The following is a 24,584-nucleotide window of genomic DNA, read 5'->3' on the forward strand; positions in this document are numbered from 1 at the left end:
GCCAAACTTGTGACACAAGCCGCTACCTTCTGGTGGCGGTTTTTTTATCCGATTGCATCCGGTATCGGCGAAAGGGTAAAGTGTTCCGGCAATTTTATGGAGAGAAATGCAATGGACAGTGCAATCAGCTTTACGCTTATTCCATCCGGACAGGTGCCGGAATCCCTGCAGTGCCGTTTTCCCTCGCTGGCAAAACTGAACGATCCTGAATCGACGAAAGAGCTCCCTATGTTGGTTGCCGAAAAAGAGGGTGAACCTGTTGCTGTGGCTGTGCTTCAACATGAAAAGCGCCATAACGGCATCATGGTGGAAGATGCGACCTTGACCCTGCTTGAAGTCGATCAGGCGAGCCGCCTTCAAGGCATTGGTAAAAACTTGCTAAATGCATTGGAAGCTTATGCAGCAACGGTGGCATGTGAGTTAAAAGTGGACTGCGGTGCGGTGATCGGACGTAAACCTATGCAGGCACTGTTGACCAACTCCGGCTATGAGCCACCCTTTGCGTGTGGCGAGACCAAAACCACGACATGGAAGAAGTCTCTGGTTTAATACGGGAAATTGTTAAGGAAAACCGCGCCAACGGAACAGTGTAGGGTTACAATTAGTGATGTTGCGCAATGCAGAATTTAAGGGAATGAGACATGAAAAAAATTGAAGCGATTATCAAGCCGTTCAAGCTTGACGACGTGCGCGAAGCACTGGCGGAAGTCGGTATTACGGGTATGACAGTTTCGGAAGTTAAAGGTTTCGGGCGCCAAAAAGGTCACACCGAGTTGTACCGTGGTGCGGAGTACATGGTGGACTTCCTGCCAAAAGTAAAATTGGAAATCGTCGTGGCTGCTGATGCCGCAGACCAGTGCGTTGAGACCATTGTGCAAACAGCACAAACTGGCAAGATCGGTGATGGTAAGATCTTCGTCACTGACGTAGAGCGCGTCGTGCGTATCCGTACTGGTGAAGAAGACGAAGAAGCGATTTAATCGTCTCTCATCCAAGTTTAAAAGCCTCCCAATCGGGAGGCTTTTTCGTTTGGATTACCTGACTTAATAGCAGACCACGTAACGGTCGGGTCTGTGGTTCATAGTCAGCACCAGGTTCAGAACAAAAGCGCCAACAACAGAGCACGCTAGCAGCCATGGCGAAACAAAGAAAAATGAAGCAAGCAGGATGGCAATATCAATTGCCATCTGTACATTGCCCGCACGAACGCCGAACTTGTCCTGACAGTAAAGCGCCAGCACATTGAAGCCCCCGAGACTTGCGTTATGGCGGAAGATCATCAACATGCCCACACCCATTAGCAATCCGCCAATCAAACCGCAATACAGGGGTTGTAGCCAGCCAATAGTAAATACATGTGAAATGTGGTCGACGATTAACGACACCATGCCACCTGCAAAGACACTACGAAGGGCAAACTGGGTACCAAAACGCTGCCATCCCATAATGTAGAAAGGCACGTTCATCAGAAAGTAAATGGTACCGAATGAGAGGTCGGTAAACTGGGTGATCAAAAGTGCCAGACCTGTCGTACCGCCAGTAAGCAAACCTGCCTGCTGCAGGAAATAAACACCCTGCGCCACAATGAACGCACCGGACAGGACGGCAATCATGTCTTCAAACTGTGAATGTTTGGGCTGATAACTCAACGCAATAACTCCTAAAAATGTGTCGTTTTTAAAGGGATTCACGACGCAAGAATGTACTCACAAAAATCCGGGATGTTTGATTCTCTCTGGAATCATTCCGCGGTGTCGCTTTCACAGTAAATAGATGAAAAGCAGGGCATCTTAATGAGATTGCATAAGGGAGGAAAGAGTCGGGGTAAACTCGCGTAAGCGCTTGTGTCAGCAGCAGCTTACGAGGTGTAAAGATTTGTGGTTTACAGTCTGTGACATTGGTCAATGTGAATTCAATTCATGATTGGAATGAGAAAAGACCATGTTCAGTCAGGCAAAAAAAATGTGATTCCTACTACCTGTTGCGCAACAAATTTTGTAGAATCGCAGCCAATAGGAATGCAATGACGAAAACGTTTGCGTCCGCATGGATACTGGCGTTTTTAATTTGGTGTAAATCAACCCAAACCAGGTTGACCCGATGATTTGCCTAGGCGAGTTATCCGGTCAACTTGGTACCCAGGGAACTATCTGAGTCAGGAGATACAGATGCTAAAGCGTGACATGAACATCGCTGATTACGATGCGGAGCTGTTTGCCGCGATCCAGGAAGAAACTGCACGTCAGGAAGAGCACATCGAGCTCATCGCGTCAGAGAACTACACCAGCCCTCGCGTTATGGAAGCGCAAGGTTCCCAACTGACTAACAAATATGCGGAAGGCTACCCAGGCAAGCGCTACTACGGCGGTTGTGAGTACGTAGACAAAGCAGAAGCGCTGGCAATCGACCGCGCGTGTGAGTTGTTCGGTGCAGAGTATGCGAACGTTCAGCCACACTCAGGTTCTCAAGCAAACAGCGCGGTTTACATGGCGCTGCTGAACCCAGGCGACACCGTTCTGGGCATGAGCCTGGCTCATGGTGGTCACCTGACTCACGGTTCACCAGTTAACTTCTCTGGTAAGCACTACAACGTGATTCCTTACGGTATCGACGAAGCTGGCCAAATCAACTACGACGAAATGGAAGCGCTGGCGCTTGAGCACAAGCCTAAGATGATCATCGGTGGTTTCTCTGCGTACTCGCAAATCGTTGACTGGGCGCGCATGCGCGAAATCGCTGACAAAGCAGGTGCTTACCTGTTCGTTGACATGGCGCACGTAGCGGGTCTGATTGCAGCGGGTGTATACCCAACGCCAATCCCACACGCACACATTGTGACCACAACTACGCACAAAACGCTGGCGGGTCCTCGTGGCGGTCTGATCCTGTCTAACGCAGGCGAAGACATGTACAAGAAGCTGAACTCAGCGGTATTCCCTGGCGGTCAGGGTGGTCCTCTGATGCACGTTATCGCTGCAAAAGCGGTTGCGTTCAAAGAAGCGATGGAACCAGAGTTCAAAGCGTACCAGCAGCGCGTAGTAGACAACGCTAAAGCGATGGTTGCACAGTTCCAAGAGCGTGGCTACAAAGTGGTATCTAACGGTACTGAAAACCACCTGTTCCTGGTTGACCTGATCGACAAGAACATCACGGGTAAAGAAGCGGACGCAGCACTGGGTGCCGCGAACATCACTGTGAACAAGAACAGTGTTCCTAACGACCCACGTAGCCCATTCGTGACTTCTGGTATCCGCGTTGGTTCTCCAGCGATCACCCGTCGTGGTTTCACGCAAGATGACGCGAAAGAATTGGCTAACTGGATGTGTGATGTTCTGGACAACATCGAAAGCCAGGAAGTGATTGAAGCGACGAAAGCGAAAGTACTGGAAATCTGTAAACGTCTGCCAGTTTACGCATAAGACGTTATCTGATTGAAAAAAGCACCTTCGGGTGCTTTTTTTGTGCCTGTTTTCACCACTTTCGCGCTTTCTCAGGTCTGCAAATCGGTTACACTGTTCACCAATTGTTTAAGGAGGCGAGATGCACTGTCCATTTTGTGGTGCGAATGACACCAAGGTCATTGATTCACGACTGGTCGCAGACGGCCATCAGGTGCGTCGTCGTCGCCAGTGTTTGGCGTGTAACGAACGTTATACTACGTTTGAAACTGCAGAGCTGGTGATGCCGCGTATCATCAAGACCAATGGCAACCGAGAGCCATTTAACGAAGATAAATTGCGTGGCGGTATTCAGCGAGCTCTTGAAAAGCGCCCGGTGAGCACGGACGATATCGAAAAGTCTATTAACACCATCAAATCAACGATTCGCGCAACGGGCGAACGTGAAGTGTCTTCGACGCTGGTAGGCAATTTGGTGATGGATGCGCTGAAAGAACTCGATAAAGTCGCTTACATTCGCTTTGCGTCTGTGTACCACAGCTTTGAAGATATCCGAGACTTCGGTGAAGAAATCGCCCGCCTGGAAAAATAAGCGGATACATGTTTTCAATTTTTGATTCTCAAATGATGCTGCGAGCCATCGAGCTGGCAAAACGCGGCATCTATACCACCGCGCCTAACCCTAGCGTTGGTTGTGTCGTCACTCAGGGTGATGACATTGTCGGCGAAGGTTTTCACTTCCGTGCCGGTGAACCGCACGCAGAAGTGCACGCCCTTCGTGCTGCAGGTGAAAACGCCAAAGGCGCCACAGCCTATGTCACCCTTGAGCCATGCTCCCATTACGGGCGCACTCCTCCTTGTGCTGATGCATTGATTGCTGCGGGTGTCAGCCGTGTCGTTTGTGCCATGGTCGATCCAAACCCAAAAGTGGCAGGGCGCGGTATACAGCGTATGCGTGATGAGGGTATTCAGGTTGATGTAGGTTTAATGCAGGCACAAGCTGAAGCACTGAATCCCGGTTTTATCAAAGTAATGAAAACTGGTTTGCCGTTTGTACAGTTAAAGCTTGCCTCCAGTCTTGACGGTCGCACGGCGCTGGCAAATGGTCAGAGTAAATGGATCACCGGGGATGAAGCCCGCGCCGATGTGCAGGTGTTTCGTGCTCAAGCAGGTGCCATTCTCTCAACCAGTCAGACGGTACTGGACGACAATCCGTCTCTTAACGTGCGTTGGGAACAACTGCCTGATGCCGTTAAAGCGGAGTATGCCCAAGACGACTTGCGACAACCGGTACGCGTGATACTGGATACTCAAAGGAAGGTGAGTGATAACGCCCATCTTTTCTCGTTGGAAGGTGACGTTATTATTGTGACTGCATCTCAAGCTGATTCAGGTAATGACACGGTAAAACTGCTTACCGTCGCCAAAGAAGCGGGACAGCTTGATCTTAATAGCGCTCTGCGTGCCTTGGCATCTCATGGCATCAATCATATCTGGGTGGAAGCGGGCGCGACTCTGGCGGGTAGTCTTCTGAAGGCTGGCTTGGTGGATGAGCTGATTATCTATCAGGCCCCTAAACTAATGGGAAGCGACAGTCGTGCTTTGGTGAACTTGCAGGGCATGACCTGTATGAGTCAGGTGCCAGCCTTCGAACTGACAGACGTGACCTGTATCGGCGATGATGTGCGTCTTCGCATGCAAAAAACACAGCCAAAGTAACAATCAAAGCGAATCTATATGTTTACAGGAATTATCGAAGCGGTTGGTCATATCCAGAAAATCACCCCTAAAGGTGGTGACATTTCGCTGACCGTGGAATGTGGCAAGCTGGATCTGGCTGACGTGAAGCTGGGCGACAGCATCGCCACCAATGGTGTGTGTCTGACCGTGGTCGAATTGACCGGAAAGGGTTATGTGGCGGACCTATCGGGTGAGACACTTAACCGTACTGCTTTTGCAACCTATAAAGCGGGCCAGAAAGTGAACCTGGAAAAAGCCATGCTGCCTACAACGCGTTTTGGTGGTCATATGGTTTCCGGCCATGTCGACAGCGTGGCGACGGTTGTTTCACGCACTCAAACAGGGCGTGCGATTGAGTTTTGGCTCGAAGCACCAGCAGAGCTTGCCAAATACCTGGCCGAGAAAGGCTCGGTGACGATTGATGGTATCAGCTTGACGATCAATACAGTGGATGGCAATCGATTCAAACTTACCATCGTTCCGCATACCGCTCTGGAAACGACGATCGAAGATTTCACTGTCGGATACCAAGTCAACATCGAAGTAGACGTGATTGCCCGCTACCTTGAACGATTAATGATGGGCGACCGTGCTGCACAGCAAAGTGGTGCAGGCGGTTTGACCATGGCAAAGCTCGCTGAGTCGGGCTTTTTGAGATAACAGAACCGGATTGCCGGTAAGAACAGGGACAGAACCATGCCAATCAGCAGCGCAGCAGAGATTATTGAAGACATCCGTCAGGGCAGAATGGTTATCCTGATGGACGATGAAGATCGCGAGAATGAAGGCGACCTCATCATTGCAGCAGAAAAAATTACGCCGGAAGCCATCAACTTTATGGCGACATATGGCCGCGGTCTGATTTGTCTTACCATGACTAAAGATCGTTGCCAACGCCTTGGTTTGCCTCTGATGGTCAGCGACAACAACGCTCAGTTTTCGACTGCCTTTACCGTTTCTATTGAGGCAGCAGAGGGCGTGACAACGGGTATTTCTGCCGCTGATCGTGCACGTACGGTCGAAGCGGCGGTTGCACCGAATGCAGTTGCTGCAGATTTGGTTCAGCCGGGACATATCTTTCCGTTGATGGCTCAAGACGGAGGTGTACTGACCCGAGCGGGTCACACTGAAGCAGGTTGTGATTTGGCGCGTCTTGCGGGTTTTTCTCCTGCAGGTGTGATTGTTGAGATCCTCAATGAAGACGGCACCATGGCACGCCGTCCGGATCTGGAAAAATTCGGTGAGAAGCACGGTATCAAACTGGGTACCATCGCTGATCTGATTGAATACCGTAACAACAACGAAACCACCATAGAGCGCGTAGCTGAGTGTAAGCTGCCAACGGAATATGGTGAGTTTGACCTGATCACTTACCGTGACACCATCGACAGCCAGGTGCATTATGCCCTGCGTAAAGGAGAAGTGAGCAACCAGCCAACGCTGGTACGCGTGCACCTCCAAGATACCTTTACCGATTTACTGCATTCTGACCGTTCTGCAGAGCGTAGCTGGTCACTCAGCGATGCAATGAAACGTATCAATGCTGATGGCGGTGTGCTTGTGATTCTCGGCAAAGAAGAGTCTTCTCAGTCCATCATTAACAAAGTGCGGACTTTTGAAGCTCAGGACAAAGGCGAGAAACCGGCAGCAGCCAAATGGCAGGGTACCAGTCGTCGTGTTGGTGTAGGCTCGCAAATTCTGGCGGACTTGGGTGTGACGGACATGCGTTTGTTGTCTTCAACCAATAAACGTTACCATGCACTTTCAGGCTTTGGTCTGAAAGTGGTCGAGTATGTCGTTGACTAAACTGAAACGACGCTGACAAAGAAAACGCAGCTTAAGCTGCGTTTTTTTATTCCGAAACAGGCTGGATTGGACGCAAATTCCCAAGCGGCATAAGCGCTGGCGGCTTTGCTGAAAAGTGTGATAGAATCCCGCGGTTTCTCAATCCGGATAAATAAGTCATAGGAAGGCCCATGAAGGTAATCGAAGGTGCATTCGCAGCACCAAATGCTCAAGTTGCTATCGTTATCTCCCGTTTCAACAGCTTTATTAACGAAAGCCTGCTGGATGGTGCTATTGATGCGCTGAAGCGTCAGGGCCAAGTAAGTGAAGACAATATTACTGTAGTACGTTGCCCAGGCGCTTACGAGTTGCCGTTGGTGGCGCAACGTGTTGCAAAAAGCGGCCGTTACGACGCTATTATCGCGCTGGGATCAGTGATCCGAGGCGGTACGCCACACTTTGACTATGTGGCCGGAGAATGTAACAAAGGTCTGGCACAGGTTGCGCTTGAGTTTGATACTCCTGTTGCATTCGGCGTGCTGACTGTAGACACCATTGAACAAGCCATCGAACGCGCGGGTACCAAGGCTGGTAATAAAGGGGCAGAGGCTGCACTAAGCGCGCTTGAAATGGTAAACGTACTGTCCCAAATCGAATCCTAATCGGGGGTTACTGTGAAACCAGCCGCACGGCGCAACGCGCGCCATTTTGCACTACAAGCAATCTACTCATGGCAACTAACGCAAGGCAACGTAGCTGATATCGAAGCTCAATTCCTTGCGGCAGACAACTATGAAGAAGAAGAGCATCAGGCGGAAGAACCACGTCTTCGCCAACCAGAAACTGACGTAGATTACTTCCGTGATCTACTGGCAGGTGTTGTTCTGAATTATCAGGAAATGGACAGCAAAATGCGTCCTTACCTGTCTCGTCCAATTCAGGATCTGGACGAAATGGAACACGCACTTCTTCGTCTGGCTATGTATGAACTGTGCAAACGCGAAGACGTTCCTTACAAAGTAGTTATTAACGAAGCGATTGAGCTGGCGAAGCGTTTTGGCGCGGAAGACAGCCACAAATTCGTGAACGGTGTGCTGGATAAAGCGGTACCGACGCTGCGTAAAAAGTAATATCGAGTTAAGACTTCAAAGGCCAGCCACGCTGGCCTTTTTCTTAGGAAAGGACTGATGGCCGGTAACGAATTCGACCTGATAAACCGTTACTTTAAATCGCAGCCTGTCACGCGCCGCGATGTGGACTTAGGCATAGGGGATGATGCAGCTATCATCACGGTGCCGGAAAACTGCCAACTGGTCGTCACGACCGATACACTGGTGGCAGGAACCCATTTTCTCCCGGATGCTGATCCCGTAAAAGTCGCGCACAAAGCGTTGGCTTCCAACTTAAGCGATCTCGCTGCCATGGGCGCTATGCCAGCATGGTGTTCTCTTGCTTTAACACTTCCAGAACCGAATGAAACTTGGCTTGCAGCCTTCTGTGACGGTTTTTACAAGCTTGCTGAGTATTATCAAGTCCAATTGGTGGGTGGTGACACGACCAAAGGTCCCCTGAGTATTACGATGACGCTTCAAGGTTTTGTTCCTGCGGGTAAAGCCATTCGTCGTGATAGTGCGAAAGCGGGGGACTGGTTGTATGTGACGGGGAACCTTGGCGACAGCGCAGCAGGTTTGGATGTTATCTTGAATGGCAACGCGCCTAAGAATGACACCGAAAACACTCTGCTGAATCGCCACTATTATTCTGAGCCAAGAGTACTGGCTGGACAGGCTCTTCGTGAAATTGCTTCGTCCGCGCTTGATATCTCTGATGGTCTGGTGGCGGACCTTAAGCACATCCTGAAAGCCAGCGGCGTGTCTGCTGTTATTAATGCAGAAACCCTTCCTGTATCTGAAGAGTTAGTGGCATTTGCAGGCGGTGAAGAAGCGGCAAGGAAAATCGCATTGACCAGTGGCGAAGAATACGAGCTTTGTTTTACTGTACCTGAAAGCCATCGTGGCGCGGTGGATGCGGCTTTTGCACACACCAACACCGCAGTGACCTGTATCGGTCAGGTTCGCCATGGTGAAGGTATAACCGTGCAATGGCAGGGAAAACCTGTCGATTGGTCCCTGAATGGTTGGGATCATTTCTCCGAGTGATGTATGGATAATCCAATTAGTAAAATTCGTCTTTCCAATCCTGTTCATCTTTTGGCAACAGGCTTTGGCTCCGGCCTTTCTCCTATTATCCCCGGCACCATGGGCACCTTGGCTGCAGTGCCGTTTTATTATTTACTTGTGAGCTTGTCTCCCATCGCATTGGCAATCGCTATTGTGTTGGGTTCGTTGGTCGGGATTTACCTTTGCGAACGTACCTCCAGCGATATGGGCGTACACGACCATGGCAGTATTGTCTGGGATGAGTTTGTCGGCTTTTGGATCACCATGTTCCTTGTCCCTGTGACTGATTGGCAGGTTGTGCTGGCTGGATTTATCATTTTCCGTTTCTTTGACATGGTCAAACCCTGGCCTATCAGCTGGCTGGATAAGCAAGTTCATGGCGGCTTTGGCATTATGCTGGATGATGTGGTGGCAGGCCTGATGTCGATGGTAACGCTCTGGGTAGGTTATACCTTCTTGTTTAACTGACAGGATTTATAGCTTTTCTCTAGTGGTGTCAATTGCTTCACTATGGTTGAGGTACTGACGAAGCCGCTCGATTCGCGAGCGGTTTTGAGCCATTGTCTCAACTGCAGGGCGGAGCGCGTCGTTCAATGTTGGCACTTCACACCAACTTGGGTCGGGGTGCCAGTTATCTACCCAGCCAATAACCTCTTCCCTGATCATAGGTTTGGCAATGCCGAACCCTTGCCCAAGATCGCAGCCCAGCCAGACTAGCATCTGAGCCTGCTCTTTCGTTTCCACCCCTTCTGCCAGCACTTCGCGGTTGAAGGTGTTCGCCAGTGATATCACACCTTCCAAAATGGCTAAATCATCAGGGTCTATCAGCATATCCCGGATAAAACTTCTGTCTATTTTGAGTGTCTGTGCGGGCAGCTGTTTCAGATAGGTAAGGGAGGCGTAGCCTGTACCAAAGTCATCTATTGCAAATGCGACGCCGAGCTTCCGGCACTGGCAAATGACTTCGGAAACGGCTTCAAAATCTTCAAATGCGCTGGTCTCTAAGATCTCCAACTCTAACTGTTCGGCCTTGATTTGAGGATAGCGGGCAAGTCGTAAACGGAGGTGATGAATGAAGTTTTTTTGGAGCAGATGGTGGGGGGCGAGGTTGACGCTCACCGTTGTACTCAGTCCGTTTTCCTGCCAGTAAACCAACTCAGCCAGAGCGGTATCAATCACCCAGTTGCCGACATCGATAATCAAGGCAAGGTTCTCGATTTGAGGAATGAATTCAGTTGGGGTGAGTTCGCCTTTGCTTGGGTGCTGCCAACGGATCAATGCTTCAAAGCCAATCAACTCACCGGTTCGGAGGTTTACCTTGGGTTGATATCGGAGAAAGAGTTCGCCGTTATCAATGGCATTGGTGATCTGGCTGAGTTTTTCGTTCTGACTTTTCAGGCTTTTCTCTAAATCAGCATCAAAGAAGTGGTAACGCCGTTTGCCTTTGAGCTTGGCCTGATACATCGCGTAGTCAGCTTGTCTCAACAGTTTGTCTGAGTTCACATCTTCGGACTGCGGATAGGTGGTGATACCAAAGCTCGCCGATACCTGAACCAAGTTGCCATTGACCTCCATCGGCTCTGAAGTGGCGGCCAAGAGGCGGGGGAGCAGGGGCTGACAGCACTCTGGCGACTGTAGATCGGCTAAGACGGCGACAAACTCATCGCCACCAATCCGGGCGATGGTGTCGCTGTCCCTGAGGACATTTTTCATCCGAATGGCGAGTTGCTGAAGTAAAAGGTCTCCCACTTCATGACCATAGGTATCATTGACGGGTTTGAAGCCATCAAGGTCGAGGAAAATCACAGCGATGAATTGCTTGTGGCGCTTGGCCTGCTTCATGGCATGTTTCAGTCGGTCACCTAAAAGCAGACGGTTAGGCAGTTCGGTTAGCTGGTCGAAATGCGCAATCTTCTCCAGTTTGTGTTCGTGCTCCTTGTAGGCTGTGATGTCAGAAAAGACAGCGACATAGTTGATTGGGTTCCCCAGTTCATCTGTCACCGCGCTGATGGTAAGAAGTTCTGGATACATTTCGCCATCTTTGCGTCGGTTCCAAATTTCACCACTCCAGTGCCCCTTTTTCTCGAGTGAGCGCCACATCTCCTTGTAGAACTTTCCATCCTGCTTGCCCGATTGCAAAACGCTCGGGTTTTTACCTTTCACTTCGCCCAGTGAATATCCTGTGATGCGGCAAAACGCTTCGTTCACTTCAATAATCCGGGTTTGGCTGTCGGCTATGATGATCCCCTCTCGGGCATGGGTGAAGACTTTGGCGGCCAGTTTCAGGTTTTCTTCGGCTTTCTTATGGGCAGTAATATCCTGATGGGTTCCGAGCACTTTGAGGGGGCGGCCTTGGTCATCCCATTCCACAATTTTCCCTCTGGCCAATACGTGGACCCATTGCCCTGAAAAATGCCTGAGGCGGATATCGCAGTCGTAATAGTCTTGCTCCCGAGCAAAAAGCTTGGCGAGTTGTTGCTCAGAAAGTATTTTGTCTTCAGGGTGGATGAAGTGTTTCCAGTCCTGATTCGGAGGGCCATTGAGTGCCTCTAAATCCCAGCCCAAAATATCTGACCATGCGCCGTTATAGGTAATATATCCGCTGACTACATCCCATTCCCAAGTGCCCGTTCGGGTACCTTCAATCACGTTTTGGAGTCGTGAATGTTCCAGACTCAGCGAGTTATGGGAGTGGCGGATGAGGCTTATCATATTGTTCATGGTGGTGCTAAGGGAGGAGAGCTCTTTGTTCGCGAAGTCAGGAATATGCGCGACGGGAATACCACTCATATCACGGGTGCTGATGGCTTCCGCGATGTCTTCGAGTGGTTTGACGAAAAAGCGGTTAGAGAAGTACAGCAGAAGACTGATGAGAACCGTACCTGCAACGATGGAGGAGGCAACTGTTTGCCGCAGTTGTTGCGTCAGGTTCTTTCTCAGTTGCTCATCAGACATGTGGATCACGATATTGCCAAGCATTTCTCCTTCTTTAGTGAGAATGGGGGCAGAGCGTGAAAACATGGTGTTTTCTAAAAGCTTACTGTGCAGAGGAATATCGTCGTTGTAGGTAACGAGTTCTCCTTTCTCATTGCGAATATAGCCATAAACGTATTCGGTTTGGCCGAGAACGTTCGCCATTGCTCTGTCATGAACCAATACCGCAAAGAGGTCATGAAGACGGGCTTCAGCACGAATGAGGTTGCTGTATTCATTCGGGGCGTAGGATTCCACAAAAGGGGCTATGGTTTCGGTGAGACGCTCTGTACTTTCTTGTACCTTTTCTTCCATGTAGGCGACGGTTTCACGTCGCTGATCGAGATAAACCAGCACCGAGGATAAAGAGAAAACGGCGATCACGGCGACACAGATAGCGATCGCCAGGTGAGTAAACAGTGAACCTTTACGAGAAGGTTTATCCGTCATCGACTGTCTTCCATTCCCAGAACGTTTCGCCTAATTTGCGGCATCAGAGAATCAACATTGGTTTCTGATACAGCTAACACGGGCAGAGAAATGGTCTTCTTAACCGGTTTTCCCTGAAGGTGTTTTTGAAGGGTAGAGATGGCCATCTCGCCCATTAGAAAAGGCTGTTGCATACCAGCACCGACCAGCTTTCCGTTTTCGAGCATGGCGGGGAATTCTGGCTCAGCATCAAAGCAGAGCAATAGGATTTCGCCTTTCTTACCTGCATCCCTGATGGCATCAAGTGCTGCCTGATAGCGATCTGAACCTTGTAGCCACAGCCCTTTAAGGTCGGGATTGGCTTCGATAAGGGCAATCGCATGATCGTAGGTTTCTTGATATGAGAAATCGACTTGCTGTTTGAGACCTGCCGACTGGTAACCTTTTTCGTCGATGGCGCGAAGGAATCCTTGGGTTCTTGCCCGGCCATTCTCACGTTTCTGTGGAATCGATATGATGCCAACGGTGGCGTCTTTCCATCCTCGCGAGGTGAATGCTTCAGACAGGATCAATCCCAAATCATAAGCGCCAGTGAAGTTATCCGAGGCGATGTAACTGATGTAATCGCCATCATCGGCCCCAATATCAGCAATCACCACGGGAATACCCGCTTTTTTGGCGAGTTTTAGAATGGTCACCGCACTTGAGGAATTGGTCGGGGAGATGATGAGCCCACTAATCCCTGATTTCAACGCCTTCATCGTGTTTTGCAGTTCTTGTTGTTTGCTGTTTTTCGCCGAGTAAACATCAACCTCAAACCCCAACTCTTCCCCACGATGCTCGATGCCACGTTTTAAAATGTCCCAAAAAGGGATCCGCGCATCTGACACCAGATAGGCAACGCGGGGTGTGTTTTCACTCGCTGAACCAGGAAAGATAAAAAAGCCCAGACAAAAGCCGAGAATGAGTAAATAGGTTCTTTTCATTTCCTTACCGCCATGACAGTAACCAATTGATATAACAGTTTTAAGCAACCCAATAAGCGTAGTCTCAAATGTGAGAGATTGCGTGTTTTCGTTGGTGAATGTGAGCGGTGTGAAACTTAGAAAAGAAAACGGCGCTGAAAGCGCCGTTTTGATGAGAATAACGAGGGTCTGTTGGTCTTGCAGTTATTCGCCAAGATAACGTCGGATTTGGGCCTCAATGCCTTTACCGTCGATCTCCAACTCTTCATGAAGTTCTTGTTGAGTACCTTGATGAATAAACTTATCCGGTAGGCCGATTTGCAGTACTGGCTTGATTTGGCGGGACTTCATCAAGTATTCAATCACACCAGAACCTGCACCGCCGGAAATCGCATTCTCTTCGACCGTGACCAGTACATCATGAGATGCGACCAGTTCATCGATAAGGGCTTCATCCAATGGCTTCACGAAACGCATATCTGCAACGGTAGCATTCATGTTTTCTGCTGCTTGCAGTGCATAAGGCATCATGGTGCCAAAGTTCAGAATGGCAATTTTCTCGCCTTGACGGCGAACTACACCTTTACCGATCGGCAATGCGGTCATGGCTTTTTCAACTGTCGCGCCGCAACCTGTGCCACGAGGATAACGAACAGCACTTGGGCCCTGATGAAGATGACCGGTATACAGCATTTGGCGACACTCGTTTTCGTCACTCGGCGCCATGATCACCATGTTAGGGATACAGCGCATGAAGCTGAGATCGAATGCACCTTGGTGAGTCTGACCGTCTGCACCAACCAGGCCACCACGGTCAATCGCGAACATCACAGGCAAGTCCATGATAGCGACATCGTGGATCAGTTGGTCATAACCGCGTTGCAGGAAGGTGGAGTAAATGGCAACCACTGGGTTGTAGCCACCAATCGCCATACCGGTACCAAGGGTAACCGCATGCTGCTCAGCAATCGCTACGTCGAAGTAGCGGTCTGGGAATTCTTTAGAGAATCGCACCATGCCTGAGCCTTCGCGCATGGCAGGGGTGATCGCCAGTAGCTTTTCGTCCTCTGCCGCCATGTCACACAACCAGTCACCAAAGATTTTGGAGAAAGTTGGGCCGGATGATTTGGCTTTTGGCAGAGTATTTTCAGCCGGGTTGAACTTAGGCACGGCGTGATAGCCAATCGGATCTTTCTCCGCAGGCTCGTAACCTTTGCCTTTTTTGGTCATGACATGCAAGAACTGCGGCCCTTTGAGGTTTCGCATGTTCTTGATGGTTTTAACCAGCTCTTCAACATCATGGCCATCAACAGGACCAATATAGTTAAAACCCAGCTCTTCAAACAGAGTGCCTGGGACAACCATGCCTTTCAGGTGCTCTTCCGCGCGACGAACCAGCTCTTTAATCGGTGGTGCGCCGGACAGCACTTTCTTGCCGCCTTCACGGATAGAAGTGTAGAAATTGCCTGAAAGCAGTTGAGCCAGATGGTTATTGAGCGCACCAACGTTTTCTGAAATCGACATTTCGTTGTCATTCAGAATCACCAGCATATCGGCATGAACATCACCTGCATGGTTCATGGCTTCAAAAGCCATGCCTGCGGTGATTGCGCCATCTCCAATCACGCTGACGACTTTGCGGTCGCGACCTTCTTTGGCGGCGGCAATCGCAAGTCCTAACGCTGCGCTGATTGAGGTAGAGCTATGGCCGACAGAAAGCACGTCATATTCGCTTTCTTCACGCCAGGGGAAAGGGTGAAGCCCGTCTTTTTGGCGGATAGTCGTCAGGCGTTCACGGCGACCGGTCAGGATTTTGTGAGGGTAAGCCTGATGGCCAACATCCCAGATCAGATGATCGAATGGGGTGTTGTAAACATAGTGAAGCGCCACGGTCAGCTCAATGGCACCAAGGCCAGATGCAAAGTGGCCGCTTGAATGGCTCACGGAGTTGAGCAGATATGTTCTTAGCTCGTCGCACAGTTTTGGCAGAACGTCGCGTGGTAGCGTTCTGAGTTCGTCAGGCGTGTCTGCCAATGCGAGCGTTGGGTATTTAGAAATATCGAGAGTCATATATTCGTTTTATGGCGCTATTTGTTTTAATTCTTGCGCTCGATGATATACCGGGCGAACAGTTCCAATTGCTCTGTATTGTAGGGGATCGCTTGCAGGGCTTGTAGTGCTTCTTGGTAAAGAAGCTCAGCTTTCTGCTGTGCGCCCTCCAATCCCAGCAAAGCCGGGTAGGTGCTTTTTTCCGCTTCGAGATCGGAACCTTGTGGTTTTCCAAGGGTTTCGGTGTCGCTGATGATGTCTAGAATGTCATCCTGCACCTGAAACGCAAGGCCGATAGCGTTGGAAAATGTATCCAGTTGTGAAAGATATGTTACGCCTTTCTCGCCAGCAGCCAAAGCGCCCAAGCGAACCGCACAACGGATTAGAGCGCCGGTCTTGTTACGGTGGATAGTTTCCAGCGCAGAGAGATCCACTTTTTTCCCTTCCGCCGCCAGGTCCAGCGCTTGTCCTAGGCACATGCCTGCTGCACCGGATGCCGATGCTAATTCTTTGACCATCTGAATCCTGTACGCGTCACCTTCCTTGGAGAGATCACCTTCTGCCAGAATAGTAAACGCCAGCGTCTGCAAGGCATCGCCAGCCAGTATCGCGCTGGCTTCATCGAAAGCAACATGACAGGTCGGCTTACCGCGGCGCAGTGCGTCATCATCCATGGCAGGCAAATCGTCATGAATGAGGGAATATGCGTGAATACATTCAACGGCAGCCGCAGGAGTGTCCAATGCTTCCTCAGGCGCACCGAATAGCATACCAGTGACATAAGTCAGGTAAGGACGAACGCGTTTACCACCCAGCAAAGCGCCATGTTTCATTGCTTGAATCAGAGGCTGGTCGTCATTCCCCAAACTGTCGAGCCAGTGGGAGAGCTCCGCATTGCTGCGGTTTTGGTAATGAATGAGGGTGGATGTTAAAGCGGTATCACTCATCGCGCGTGTCTTCAAAATTTTCCAAAGGGGCGTTGTCATCTTGCGCGAGCAGGATCTCGACGCGTTGCTCGGCATCAGAGAGCGTTTTTTGTCCCTGACGAGCCAGAGAGATCCCGCGTTCAAATTGTTTTAGCGCCGCATCCAGCGGCAAGTCACCACTTTCAAGGCCATTAACAATCGTGTCTAACTCTTTGAGGGTTTCTTCAAAGGTCATGTTCTCAGGTTTCTTAGCAGCCATGATAAATCCAGAACTATCAGAATGGCGGAGAAGTTAACCCAGTGCCTGTTAGGGGTCAAACGCTTGAGTAAAAATCTGCGCTGCCGCGGAGATTTTCTGGGGTTTGCGACGATTTAGGCCTGATTTTTGCCTATCTATTGGGCGGCGGCAATATTCTGTCAGCCAATAGTGGGCTCAATTCTGATTCACGAAATCGGACATTGAGCTTAATCTTGAGAGGAAAATCTGCATCTTGAGATGAGAAGGGTATAAAATTTAAAGTACGCGCTAAATCTATCGCTACATCTGCCGTTAACGGAAGGGCAGACAGCGAATTCAGTCATACTCAAGCGGTTTAATAACCTGCTGATTCAGGTTGCTTGGGGATAGGTCACTACTCTTTCTGGCTAGTAAAAAAATTAAGGGGATCGTTCCGTGGATCTGGCGACACTTCTAGGTATTTTGGGCGCCTTTGCCTTCATCGTCATGGCGATGTTGCTTGGTGGCACCATCAGTATGTTCGTAGACGTTCCATCTACTCTGATCGTTTTCGGCGGCAGCTTGTTTGTTGTATTGATGAACTACACCATGGGTCAGTTCTTCGGCGCATTTAAAATCGCAGGCAAGGCTTTCATGTTCAAAGCCGATGATCCGGAAGACCTCATTGCCAAAATCGTAGAGATGGCGGATGCGGCGCGTAAAGGTGGCTTCCTGGCACTTGAAGAGATGGAAGTGACCAACTCCTTCATGAAAAAAGGCGTCGATATGCTGGTGGACGGCCATGATGCTGAAGTCGTGAAAATGACGCTCCAAAAAGACATTGTCATGACCGATGAACGACACGACAGTGGTGCGCAGTTCTACAGCGCACTTGCGGACGTTGCCCCGGCGATGGGGATGATCGGTACGCTGATCGGTCTGGTAGCCATGCTTTCAAACATGGATGACCCAAAGGCGATCGGTCCTGCGATGGCGGTAGCACTTTTGACAACACTCTACGGCGCCATGCTCGCAAACATGATCGCGATTCCTATTGCGGCAAAGCTTCGCCTGCGTAAAGACCAGGAGAAAATGAACCGTCGTCTTATCATGGACGGTTTGTTGGCAATACAGGATGGTCAGAACCCGCGTGTTATTGACGGCTACCTGAAAAACTACCTCAACGAGAAGAAACGTACTGTTGACGTAGACGGATAAGGAGTCGGGTATGGATGATGAATGCAAATGTCCCCCCCCCGGGCTACCCGCTTGGATGGGGACCTTCGCTGACTTGATGTCGCTGCTGATGTGTTTCTTCGTACTTCTGCTTTCCTTCTCGGAAATGGATGTACTGAAGTTCAAGCAGATCGCAGGCTCGATGAAATTCGCTTTTGGTGTACAGAACCTTCTGGAAGTCAAAGACATTCCGAAAGGGACCAGTGTGATTGCGCAGGAGTTCCGTCCGGGTCGTCCTGAGCCGACGCCGATTGAAGTCATCATGCAGCAAACTATCGATATGACGCAGCGTACCCTCGATTTCCAAGAGGGCGAATCCGATCGTGCAGGTGGCTCCCAGCGAGATTCAGCAAAATTGGATGGGGGCTCGACGGCAAGCGAAGCTTCAATGCAGGAGCAAGAACAGGACACCGAACAAATGTCGAGCACAGCCCAAATGGTCGTGCAGGCACTCGAACGTGAAGTGGAAGAGGGCGCTGTAGAGGTGGAAAACCTTGGTCAGCAACTGATTATACGTATTCGCGAAAACGGTGCATTCCCAGCAGGCTCTGCTTTTCTTCAGCCTAAATTCCGGCCTCTGGTACGTCAGATTGCTGATTTGGTGAAGGACGTACCAGGGGTGGTTCGTGTTTCCGGCCACACCGACAATTCCCCTCTCGATTCCGAACTGTATCGTTCAAACTGGGATTTGTCTGCACAGCGAGCGGTATCCGTCGCTCAGGAGATGGAAAAAGTCGATGGCTTCGACCCAATGAGAATGCGGGTTGAAGGCTTGGCAGGCTCCTCACCGCGCGTACCGAATGATACGCCGGAAGGACGTGCTCAGAACCGCCGCGTTGAAATTGCGATTATGCAGGGTAAACCTAAGGAATCTGATGAGATTTCTACCAGTGCTCCAGTTCAACCTATTCAGGAAAACTAAGCTGTAAACCCAAAGGTCAACAGCCCCTAGAATCAAAGGCAGTGCAATGGCGCTGCCTTTTTTGTTCTCACTTCTGTGTGGTTATTTCGAATACGTTATGCTTGAGGTATAATCCGCGCCTTTGTTAAAGCCGTAGCGAAACCTGTTATGAAATTTATCGTCAAAATTCACCCTGAGGTGATGGTCAAAAGTGAATCTGTACGGAAACGCTTCACGAAAATTCTGGAAACTAACATCCGAAATATTCTTAAGCGAAAGTCAGACGCTATGTCGGTGTTCAACCGTCGTGATCATATTGAGGTTTCGCTAAAAGACGCGGCTAAGCGTGATATTGCACTGAGTGTATTGACCAACACGCCAGGTATTCACCATGTGCTGGAAGTTGAGCAAACGCCGTTTACTGACCTGCACAACATCTATGAAATCGTTTCAGCGACGGTAGCACATCAGTTAGAAGGCAAGTCTTTCTGTGTGCGTGCCAAACGTCGTGGCAATCATGACTTCACTTCCATTGATGTTGAACGTTACGTCGGTGGTGGTTTGAACCAAGATGTTGAATCCGCCCGTGTTCAGCTGAAAAAGCCTGACATCGTCGTACACCTGGAAGTAGACAAAGAAAACGTTAATGTGGTTCGTGAGCGTTTCAAAGGTCTGGGTGGTTTCCCTCTGGGCACACAGGAAGATGTACTGAGTCTGATTTCAGGCGGTTTCGATTCTGGTGTTTCCAGTTACCTGCACATCAAACGCGGTAGTAAGGTGCATTACTGTTTCTTCAATCTTGGTGGTGCGGCGCATGAGATTGGTGTTCAGCAGACTGCGCACTATCTTTGGGAGAAATTTGGTTCTTCTGCCAAGGTGAAGTTTGTCTCTATCGACTTCGAACCTGTTGTTGCTGAAATCCTGGAGAAAGTGGATGACGGCCAAATGGGCGTGGTATTGAAGCGTATGTTTATGCGCGCTGCATCAATGGTCGCAGAGAAGTACGGTATTCAGGCATTGGTCACCGGTGAAGCACTGGGTCAGGTATCAAGCCAGACGCTGACCAACCTGCGCATGATCGATAACGTATCTGACACCTTGATCCTGCGTCCTTTGATCAACTGGGATAAAGAAGACATCATCAATCTCGCGCGCGATATCGGTACCGAAGATTTTGCGAAAACCATGCCGGAATACTGTGGCGTGATTTCACGTAAACCGACCATCAAGGCCGAAAAAGCGAAGTTAGAAGCGGAAGAAGCGAACTTTGATTTCAGTATTCTGGATAAAGTGGTTTACGACGCGCGCATCATTGATATTCGTGATATCGGCAAGCAGAGTAAAGAAAAAGCGCCAGACGTTGAACTGGTGGACGAAATTGCTAATGGTGCCGTGGTGTTGGATATCCGCAGCCCTGAAGAAGAAGATGAGAAGCCACTGGAGATTGATGGCGCGGAAGTGGTTCACATTCCATTCTTCAGACTGGCGACCAAGTTCGGCGATCTGGATCAGAGCAAAACTTATCTGCTCTACTGTGATCGTGGCGTGATGAGCCGACTGCAGGCCCTCTACCTGCAAGAAAATGGCTACGCGAACGTGAAGGTATACCGCCCGTAAGGCTGATCTGAGAAAGCGTAGCGACAAGGCTTAGAAACAAAAAAACCGACCTTTCGAGGTCGGTTTTTTTGTGGTTTATCCAAACAACCTGAAGGTACAGGATTAAGCGAATTTCTTTTCGTAATGGAGGTTGGGAATAATCACCATTGGCTCTACGACCTCGCGGGCTTTGTCTTTGCCTGCCAGCAAGTAAACAATCTCAATAGCAAACTCCAACGCGGTGCCCGGACCTTGGCTGGTGATCAGTTTGTGGTCGTGGTCAGTGAAAACCCGACGGCTGTTCTGCTTATCTTCCGGAATATGGTCGATAAAAGCAGGGTGGCAGGTTTTATAAGCGTCTGGGTACAGCTGATTCTTCTCAATCACCAAAGCAGGCGCTGCGCAGATTGCCGCTACCCATTTCTGATCGCATTGCTGCTGTTTAATCATTTCAACAACCAACGCACTTTCTCCCAAGGCTTTCGCGCCTTCGACACCGCCCGGCACAACAATGCAGTCAAACTCTTCATCGGCAACTTTGACCAGTGGAATGTCTGCTGTCAGTTTTACACCACGTGAGCATGTCAAAGTGAGCTCACCATTTTCTGCAGCACTTGCAGTGGTGACGTTAAATCCAGCACGTACCATAACGTCAATAACCGTTACGGCTTCCATTTCTTCTGTGCCTTGGGCTAGGCACACCAATACGCTAGGCGTGGTCATAGGATTGCTCCAAATTCTTGATGGCTTGATACAGCGCCCGGTTTTCCGGTACCGCTATATCGTGTGATTCTGCTCGGCTGATCAGGTAGCCGGTAATAAAGTCTATTTCCGAGTGACGTTTGAAGTGCACGTCCCGGTTCATCGAAGAGTGGTTTTCTGCGGTGGCTTTCGCGACCTGTAATGCGTGTTGTAAGACGTCATCCGATGCGGCATTTAATCCTTCGGCTTGCATAACCAAAGCGATCTCTTCACTTAATGTGTTTAGCTGCGCTCGAAAGCTATCAGAAAGCAACTCGCCATTCTGACACTGACGCAGTGCAGTCATAGGATTGATCATACAATTGACGGCCAGTTTCCGCCAAAGCGCTGTCTGAATTTCTTTTTCCCATTGAGCACTGGGTAGAGCATGGCTGAAAACGTCAGCAAGAAAGTCACACTGTTTTCCACTGACATTCGCACCACCCAGGCGTGTTTCCCCAAGGCCAGTATGTCGTAATACCGATGGAGAGAGCTTTAAAGCGCCGTGGGAGGTCGTGGCAAGTACGAGAGGGTTTGTGTCCAGTGTTTGAAGAACAGCATCAGCTGTACCCATGCCGTTGTGCATCAAGACTACTGGGGTATCTGGATGAAGATAAGGCTGTATAAGATGGATGGCATCCAGCACCTGGAAGGCTTTGACGCAAACCAGAACACAGTCGCTTTCTTCAATTCGAGCGGATTGGTTGCAGGGAAAAATCAGTGGACTCTGATGTTCGAATCCCAGCGTGATGTCAGACTCTTCTTTGCGGGTGACAAAATGAACCTGATGCCCAGCTTCAAGTAGTTTTAAACCCCATAACGCACCGACCGCACCGGCACCGACAAGCGTAAAACGCATGCATCATCCTTATTGTTTAACTGGCTGAAAGCATACCACTGTTGATACAAGAGCCGAACGCTGAAAAGTAAAAAGGCAGCCAAAGTGGCTGCCTCATATAAATCTGATTTAAGAGTGTTCTTAAATACCGGCGCTTTAAGCTCTTTGGTTAGAACTTATAGGTAGCTGCAAAGTAGTGACCCGCACCAGAAGATGGGAATCCAGCGCTATCTTCAATACCGTACACGTCTTTGTACAGCTTCAGGCCATAACCAAGAGCGAAGTTGTCAACATGCCAGTAGATGCCATTGAACATCGCGCCACCGTGGCTTGAGTTTGCACCATTGTTGTCATCCATACCGAACTCGTAGTCTAGGTAACCTTGGTAAGAAATGAATGAACCATTTTCGAAGTTAATGAAAGGTTTAAACCAGTTAGTTGAGATTTGGTAACCGTTCCATTCGTGGTTTTGTAGGTCGTGACGCGCATACAGGTTGAACTGCATTTTGCCAAACCAAGGTACCATTACGTCAGAACCGATACCCCACTTAGTTTTGTAACCCGCATCGCCACCATCAATGATGTTTTCGCTTGCAATGTACAGCTCTTGAACTGGGCCAAAAGACAGATCAACACCAGTAGCAGCATCGATAGACATACGTGGGTTAAATTTCATGAACAGGCGATCAGCGCCGTCTTTCTCACTGCTTGAGCTATTGCTAGGGTTAAACAGGTCAACATAACCATACAGATCGAAAATACCAGAGCGGCCACCGAACTCCATTTCTAGGTAGGTGTGGTTTGCATCACCAGGCTTCTCGTCGATGGTGTGCATCACATTGAATTGCATCCATGTGTGATCATTCTTGCGAACGTCGTCTGAGTAATCAGCAGCAATTGCTGGTGCAGAAGTAGCAGCCATTAGGCCTAGAGCTAGAAGTGATTTACGCATTTTCTGTTCTCTTAACATCGTGAGAAAGGAGCGGCACTGGACCTTAATTGGTTGGACCTCCGCCGTAACGAGCGCCATTTTATGGGAAAGTTCAAAAAAGAAAATGCAATGAAATCGCAATCGTTTGCTAAATGTGATTTGGATCTCGTTGAAATGGATTACATTCGAGATATGTGTTTCAAAAGATGATCAGAGTGACGGTTTAAACAGAAAGTACGAGGGCAATCCGCGACGGTTGTCGCGGATTAAACACAGATTAAGCCGTTTTCTGCATGTCTTGCAGCTTTTTAAAGTGCTTTCTGAGCCCAACAATCATGGCAAGGCTTGGAATGACCATGATAGTGGTGAGGATGAAGAAGAAGGACCACGGATCAAGCCAGCTGATGTTGTGAATCCATTCAAACTGTTCAATCCAGTCGACCAATGAGCCACTGAAGGACGAGAGGGTTGTCCTGCCAAGGTTGCCCAGAGACGCCAGCAAAGCATATTGGGTTGCGGAGAACGCCCTGCCTGTAAGGAAAGTCAGGAAGGATACAAAAGCAATGGTTGCAAATGCACTGGTGAAGTTATCCACGATAATGGTTGCCAGGAACAGGTTCTCATTTGGCCCAACCTGCGCCATCAGCGCAAACATCAGGTTACTGGCAGCCATGGCAATACCACCAATCAGAAGCCCTTTAACGACGCCGAAGCGAACGTTAATCGCGCTGCCAATCAAGGTGAAGATGACAGTTGCGCCCCATCCAATAAGTTTGGAGTAATGGCCAATCTGTTCATTGCTAAAGCCAATTTCTTTGTAAAACACGATCGACATACGACCCAAGAAGGCCTCACCGATCTTAAACAGGAACACAAAGAGAAGAAGAGTGAGCGCGACTTTCACGCCGTTGCGTCGGAAGAACTCAGCAAAAGGCTCAACGATGGTGACGGAGAACCACACCAGAACGCTGTTCTCGCCCTGATTTAAACGCTTGGCATAACGGGACTCTGCTTCTGCCTGGAGTTCGTCGCGTTGTGAATCCGGTTCACCAACAAACAGAGTGAATAGGATAAGTAGTCCGATAAAGCCTGCCATGCCGTAGTAAACGCCATTCCAGCCGATTGAATCGGCATTGATAAAAGCGAAATACCCTGGAAGGCTGTAACCTGTCCACCAACCAATCACCGCCATGGCGGCAGCTTGCGGCATTTTGGATTTTTCCTGCTCACCAAAACTGTCGATACGGAAAGCATCCACGGCAATGTCTTGGGTGGCAGAAGCCAATGCTATGGTGAAAGCCAGAACTGAAGTCAGCCAAAGATTGAATGAAGGATCAGTATTAGCGATGAAAAGGGTACAGACCAGCATGATCACCTGCATCAGGAAAATCCAGCTGCGGCGTTGCCCTAATGTTCGGTGAAGCACGGGAAGTTTCACGCGGTCGATGAGTGGTGCCCACATCCAGTTAATCGCGTAAACCGCAAAAATAGAACCGAATAAGCCGATCGCCGTTCTGGTTAAGCCCGCATCCTTGAGCCAGCCAGACATATTTGAACCGATCAAAAGCCATGGAAAGCCACTTGCGCAGCCCAACATGAAAACCCAAAGGAGCCTGCGGTCAAGATAGCTGTTTAGCGTTTCCCGCCAGGTAGGGTGAGAAGAAGGGGACATGAGTGTA

General features: G+C 49.6%; 24 protein-coding genes. 14 read left to right on the top strand and 10 right to left on the bottom strand.

Annotated elements, in window-relative coordinates; all coding sequences use genetic code 11:
- The first annotated feature begins 111 nt into the window (after positions 1-111).
- Positions 112-549, top strand: a complete 438-nt coding sequence (locus tag QL223_RS13205; RefSeq protein ID WP_002536985.1) for a GNAT family N-acetyltransferase — start codon at positions 112-114, stop codon at positions 547-549.
- 92 nt (positions 550-641) lie between these two features.
- Positions 642-980, top strand: coding sequence for a nitrogen regulatory protein P-II (gene glnB / locus QL223_RS13210; RefSeq protein WP_002536987.1), 339 nt, complete (start codon positions 642-644; stop codon positions 978-980).
- 63 nt (positions 981-1,043) lie between these two features.
- Here the strand turns inward: glnB and QL223_RS13215 are convergent, their stop codons facing one another.
- Positions 1,044-1,649: a YitT family protein gene (locus QL223_RS13215; protein ID WP_002536989.1), complete on the bottom strand. Its 606-nt coding sequence runs from the start codon at positions 1,647-1,649 to the stop codon at positions 1,044-1,046.
- Positions 1,650-2,168: 519 nt separating this feature from the next.
- On the opposite strand from QL223_RS13215, the gene glyA reads away from it, so the two are divergent.
- The 9 genes from glyA to pgpA all read left to right on the top strand — a co-directional run bounded on the left by glyA (position 2,169) and on the right by pgpA (position 9,571).
- Positions 2,169-3,419 carry a serine hydroxymethyltransferase gene (gene glyA, locus QL223_RS13220; protein ID WP_002536991.1) on the top strand — a complete coding sequence of 417 codons (1,251 nt, stop codon included), beginning with the start codon at positions 2,169-2,171 and terminating at the stop codon, positions 3,417-3,419.
- A gap of 121 nt (positions 3,420-3,540) precedes the next feature.
- The gene (nrdR, locus tag QL223_RS13225) at positions 3,541-3,990 is read left to right on the top strand and encodes a transcriptional regulator NrdR (protein ID WP_002536993.1); all 450 of its coding nucleotides are present in this window, start codon (positions 3,541-3,543) and stop codon (positions 3,988-3,990) included.
- A gap of 8 nt (positions 3,991-3,998) precedes the next feature.
- The gene (ribD, locus tag QL223_RS13230) at positions 3,999-5,117 is read left to right on the top strand and encodes a bifunctional diaminohydroxyphosphoribosylaminopyrimidine deaminase/5-amino-6-(5-phosphoribosylamino)uracil reductase RibD (protein WP_281545020.1); all 1,119 of its coding nucleotides are present in this window, start codon (positions 3,999-4,001) and stop codon (positions 5,115-5,117) included.
- A gap of 18 nt (positions 5,118-5,135) precedes the next feature.
- Positions 5,136-5,798, top strand: coding sequence for a riboflavin synthase (locus tag QL223_RS13235; protein WP_281545021.1), 663 nt, complete (start codon positions 5,136-5,138; stop codon positions 5,796-5,798).
- Between the two features lie 36 nt (positions 5,799-5,834).
- A complete protein-coding gene (gene ribBA, locus QL223_RS13240) occupies positions 5,835-6,944 on the top strand; it encodes a bifunctional 3,4-dihydroxy-2-butanone-4-phosphate synthase/GTP cyclohydrolase II (protein ID WP_002536997.1) in 1,110 nt (369 codons plus the stop codon).
- 170 nt (positions 6,945-7,114) lie between these two features.
- The gene (gene ribE, locus QL223_RS13245; RefSeq protein WP_002536998.1) at positions 7,115-7,585 is read left to right on the top strand and encodes a 6,7-dimethyl-8-ribityllumazine synthase; all 471 of its coding nucleotides are present in this window, start codon (positions 7,115-7,117) and stop codon (positions 7,583-7,585) included.
- A 12-nt stretch (positions 7,586-7,597) separates the two neighbouring features.
- Positions 7,598-8,053, top strand: coding sequence for a transcription antitermination factor NusB (gene nusB / locus QL223_RS13250; RefSeq protein WP_002537000.1), 456 nt, complete (start codon positions 7,598-7,600; stop codon positions 8,051-8,053).
- Positions 8,054-8,110: 57 nt separating this feature from the next.
- Positions 8,111-9,082, top strand: a complete 972-nt coding sequence (gene thiL, locus QL223_RS13255) for a thiamine-phosphate kinase (RefSeq protein WP_046302723.1) — start codon at positions 8,111-8,113, stop codon at positions 9,080-9,082.
- A gap of 3 nt (positions 9,083-9,085) precedes the next feature.
- Entirely contained in the window at positions 9,086-9,571 is a 486-nt protein-coding gene (pgpA, locus tag QL223_RS13260; protein ID WP_281545022.1) for a phosphatidylglycerophosphatase A, read from the top strand.
- A 6-nt stretch (positions 9,572-9,577) separates the two neighbouring features.
- Here pgpA and QL223_RS13265 read toward each other — a convergent pair whose 3' ends face one another.
- From QL223_RS13265 to xseB, 5 genes are all read right to left on the bottom strand, one after another.
- Complete coding sequence (locus tag QL223_RS13265) at positions 9,578-12,526, bottom strand: EAL domain-containing protein (RefSeq protein ID WP_281545023.1); 2,949 nt, start codon at positions 12,524-12,526, stop codon at positions 9,578-9,580.
- Positions 12,523-13,491, bottom strand: coding sequence for a substrate-binding domain-containing protein (locus tag QL223_RS13270; RefSeq protein ID WP_281545024.1), 969 nt, complete (start codon positions 13,489-13,491; stop codon positions 12,523-12,525). The genes QL223_RS13265 and QL223_RS13270 overlap by 4 nt, the downstream gene beginning before the upstream one ends.
- Positions 13,492-13,674: 183 nt before the next feature.
- Positions 13,675-15,540 carry a 1-deoxy-D-xylulose-5-phosphate synthase gene (gene dxs / locus QL223_RS13275; RefSeq protein ID WP_002537007.1) on the bottom strand — a complete coding sequence of 622 codons (1,866 nt, stop codon included), beginning with the start codon at positions 15,538-15,540 and terminating at the stop codon, positions 13,675-13,677.
- A 26-nt stretch (positions 15,541-15,566) separates the two neighbouring features.
- Entirely contained in the window at positions 15,567-16,466 is a 900-nt protein-coding gene (gene ispA / locus QL223_RS13280; RefSeq protein ID WP_002537008.1) for a (2E,6E)-farnesyl diphosphate synthase, read from the bottom strand.
- Entirely contained in the window at positions 16,459-16,704 is a 246-nt protein-coding gene (gene xseB / locus QL223_RS13285) for an exodeoxyribonuclease VII small subunit (protein ID WP_002537010.1), read from the bottom strand. The genes ispA and xseB overlap by 8 nt, the downstream gene beginning before the upstream one ends.
- Positions 16,705-17,118: 414 nt before the next feature.
- Here xseB and pomA point away from each other — a divergent pair, with 414 nt between their 5' ends.
- The 3 genes from pomA (at position 17,119) to thiI (ending at position 20,416) form a co-directional block, all read left to right on the top strand.
- Positions 17,119-17,880, top strand: a complete 762-nt coding sequence (gene pomA / locus QL223_RS13290) for a flagellar motor protein PomA (protein WP_002537012.1) — start codon at positions 17,119-17,121, stop codon at positions 17,878-17,880.
- Positions 17,881-17,890: 10 nt separating this feature from the next.
- Positions 17,891-18,820: a flagellar motor protein MotB gene (locus QL223_RS13295; RefSeq protein ID WP_281545025.1), complete on the top strand. Its 930-nt coding sequence runs from the start codon at positions 17,891-17,893 to the stop codon at positions 18,818-18,820.
- A gap of 147 nt (positions 18,821-18,967) precedes the next feature.
- Entirely contained in the window at positions 18,968-20,416 is a 1,449-nt protein-coding gene (gene thiI / locus QL223_RS13300; RefSeq protein ID WP_281545026.1) for a tRNA uracil 4-sulfurtransferase ThiI, read from the top strand.
- A 102-nt stretch (positions 20,417-20,518) separates the two neighbouring features.
- On the opposite strand, the gene QL223_RS13305 is transcribed toward thiI, so the two are convergent.
- The 4 genes from QL223_RS13305 to QL223_RS13320 form a co-directional block, all read right to left on the bottom strand.
- Positions 20,519-21,118 (bottom strand): DJ-1 family glyoxalase III, encoded by a 600-nt coding sequence (locus tag QL223_RS13305; protein WP_281545027.1) that lies wholly within the window; start codon positions 21,116-21,118, stop codon positions 20,519-20,521.
- On the bottom strand, positions 21,105-21,995 hold the full coding sequence (locus tag QL223_RS13310; protein WP_039849696.1) for a 2-dehydropantoate 2-reductase: 891 nt from the start codon (positions 21,993-21,995) through the stop codon (positions 21,105-21,107). Before QL223_RS13310 ends, QL223_RS13305 begins: the two co-directional genes overlap by 14 nt.
- Positions 21,996-22,143: 148 nt before the next feature.
- A complete protein-coding gene (locus QL223_RS13315) occupies positions 22,144-22,926 on the bottom strand; it encodes an outer membrane protein OmpK (protein WP_039849697.1) in 783 nt (260 codons plus the stop codon).
- A 256-nt stretch (positions 22,927-23,182) separates the two neighbouring features.
- Positions 23,183-24,577 (bottom strand): MFS transporter, encoded by a 1,395-nt coding sequence (locus tag QL223_RS13320; protein WP_281545028.1) that lies wholly within the window; start codon positions 24,575-24,577, stop codon positions 23,183-23,185.
- Between the last annotated feature and the right edge of the window lie 7 nt (positions 24,578-24,584).

The sequence above is a fragment of the Grimontia sp. SpTr1 genome (assembly GCF_947387585.1).
Taxonomy (GTDB): domain Bacteria; phylum Pseudomonadota; class Gammaproteobacteria; order Enterobacterales; family Vibrionaceae; genus Enterovibrio; species Enterovibrio indicus.

Coding starts and splice junctions, on each gene's coding strand:
- ribD (WP_281545020.1), top strand. CDS start 3,999: ATGTTTTCAATTTTTGATTCTCAAATGATGCTGCGAGCCATCGAGCTG.
- QL223_RS13205 (WP_002536985.1), top strand. CDS start 112: ATGGACAGTGCAATCAGCTTTACGCTTATTCCATCCGGACAGGTGCCG.
- QL223_RS13315 (WP_039849697.1), bottom strand. CDS start 22,926: ATGCGTAAATCACTTCTAGCTCTAGGCCTAATGGCTGCTACTTCTGCA.
- QL223_RS13265 (WP_281545023.1), bottom strand. CDS start 12,526: ATGACGGATAAACCTTCTCGTAAAGGTTCACTGTTTACTCACCTGGCG.
- glnB (WP_002536987.1), top strand. CDS start 642: ATGAAAAAAATTGAAGCGATTATCAAGCCGTTCAAGCTTGACGACGTG.
- QL223_RS13320 (WP_281545028.1), bottom strand. CDS start 24,577: ATGTCCCCTTCTTCTCACCCTACCTGGCGGGAAACGCTAAACAGCTAT.
- ribE (WP_002536998.1), top strand. CDS start 7,115: ATGAAGGTAATCGAAGGTGCATTCGCAGCACCAAATGCTCAAGTTGCT.
- QL223_RS13310 (WP_039849696.1), bottom strand. CDS start 21,995: ATGCGTTTTACGCTTGTCGGTGCCGGTGCGGTCGGTGCGTTATGGGGT.
- glyA (WP_002536991.1), top strand. CDS start 2,169: ATGCTAAAGCGTGACATGAACATCGCTGATTACGATGCGGAGCTGTTT.
- ispA (WP_002537008.1), bottom strand. CDS start 16,466: ATGAGTGATACCGCTTTAACATCCACCCTCATTCATTACCAAAACCGC.
- xseB (WP_002537010.1), bottom strand. CDS start 16,704: ATGGCTGCTAAGAAACCTGAGAACATGACCTTTGAAGAAACCCTCAAA.
- thiI (WP_281545026.1), top strand. CDS start 18,968: ATGAAATTTATCGTCAAAATTCACCCTGAGGTGATGGTCAAAAGTGAA.
- QL223_RS13295 (WP_281545025.1), top strand. CDS start 17,891: ATGGATGATGAATGCAAATGTCCCCCCCCCGGGCTACCCGCTTGGATG.
- nrdR (WP_002536993.1), top strand. CDS start 3,541: ATGCACTGTCCATTTTGTGGTGCGAATGACACCAAGGTCATTGATTCA.
- QL223_RS13270 (WP_281545024.1), bottom strand. CDS start 13,491: ATGAAAAGAACCTATTTACTCATTCTCGGCTTTTGTCTGGGCTTTTTT.
- QL223_RS13235 (WP_281545021.1), top strand. CDS start 5,136: ATGTTTACAGGAATTATCGAAGCGGTTGGTCATATCCAGAAAATCACC.
- ribBA (WP_002536997.1), top strand. CDS start 5,835: ATGCCAATCAGCAGCGCAGCAGAGATTATTGAAGACATCCGTCAGGGC.
- thiL (WP_046302723.1), top strand. CDS start 8,111: ATGGCCGGTAACGAATTCGACCTGATAAACCGTTACTTTAAATCGCAG.
- QL223_RS13305 (WP_281545027.1), bottom strand. CDS start 21,118: ATGACCACGCCTAGCGTATTGGTGTGCCTAGCCCAAGGCACAGAAGAA.
- pgpA (WP_281545022.1), top strand. CDS start 9,086: ATGGATAATCCAATTAGTAAAATTCGTCTTTCCAATCCTGTTCATCTT.
- dxs (WP_002537007.1), bottom strand. CDS start 15,540: ATGACTCTCGATATTTCTAAATACCCAACGCTCGCATTGGCAGACACG.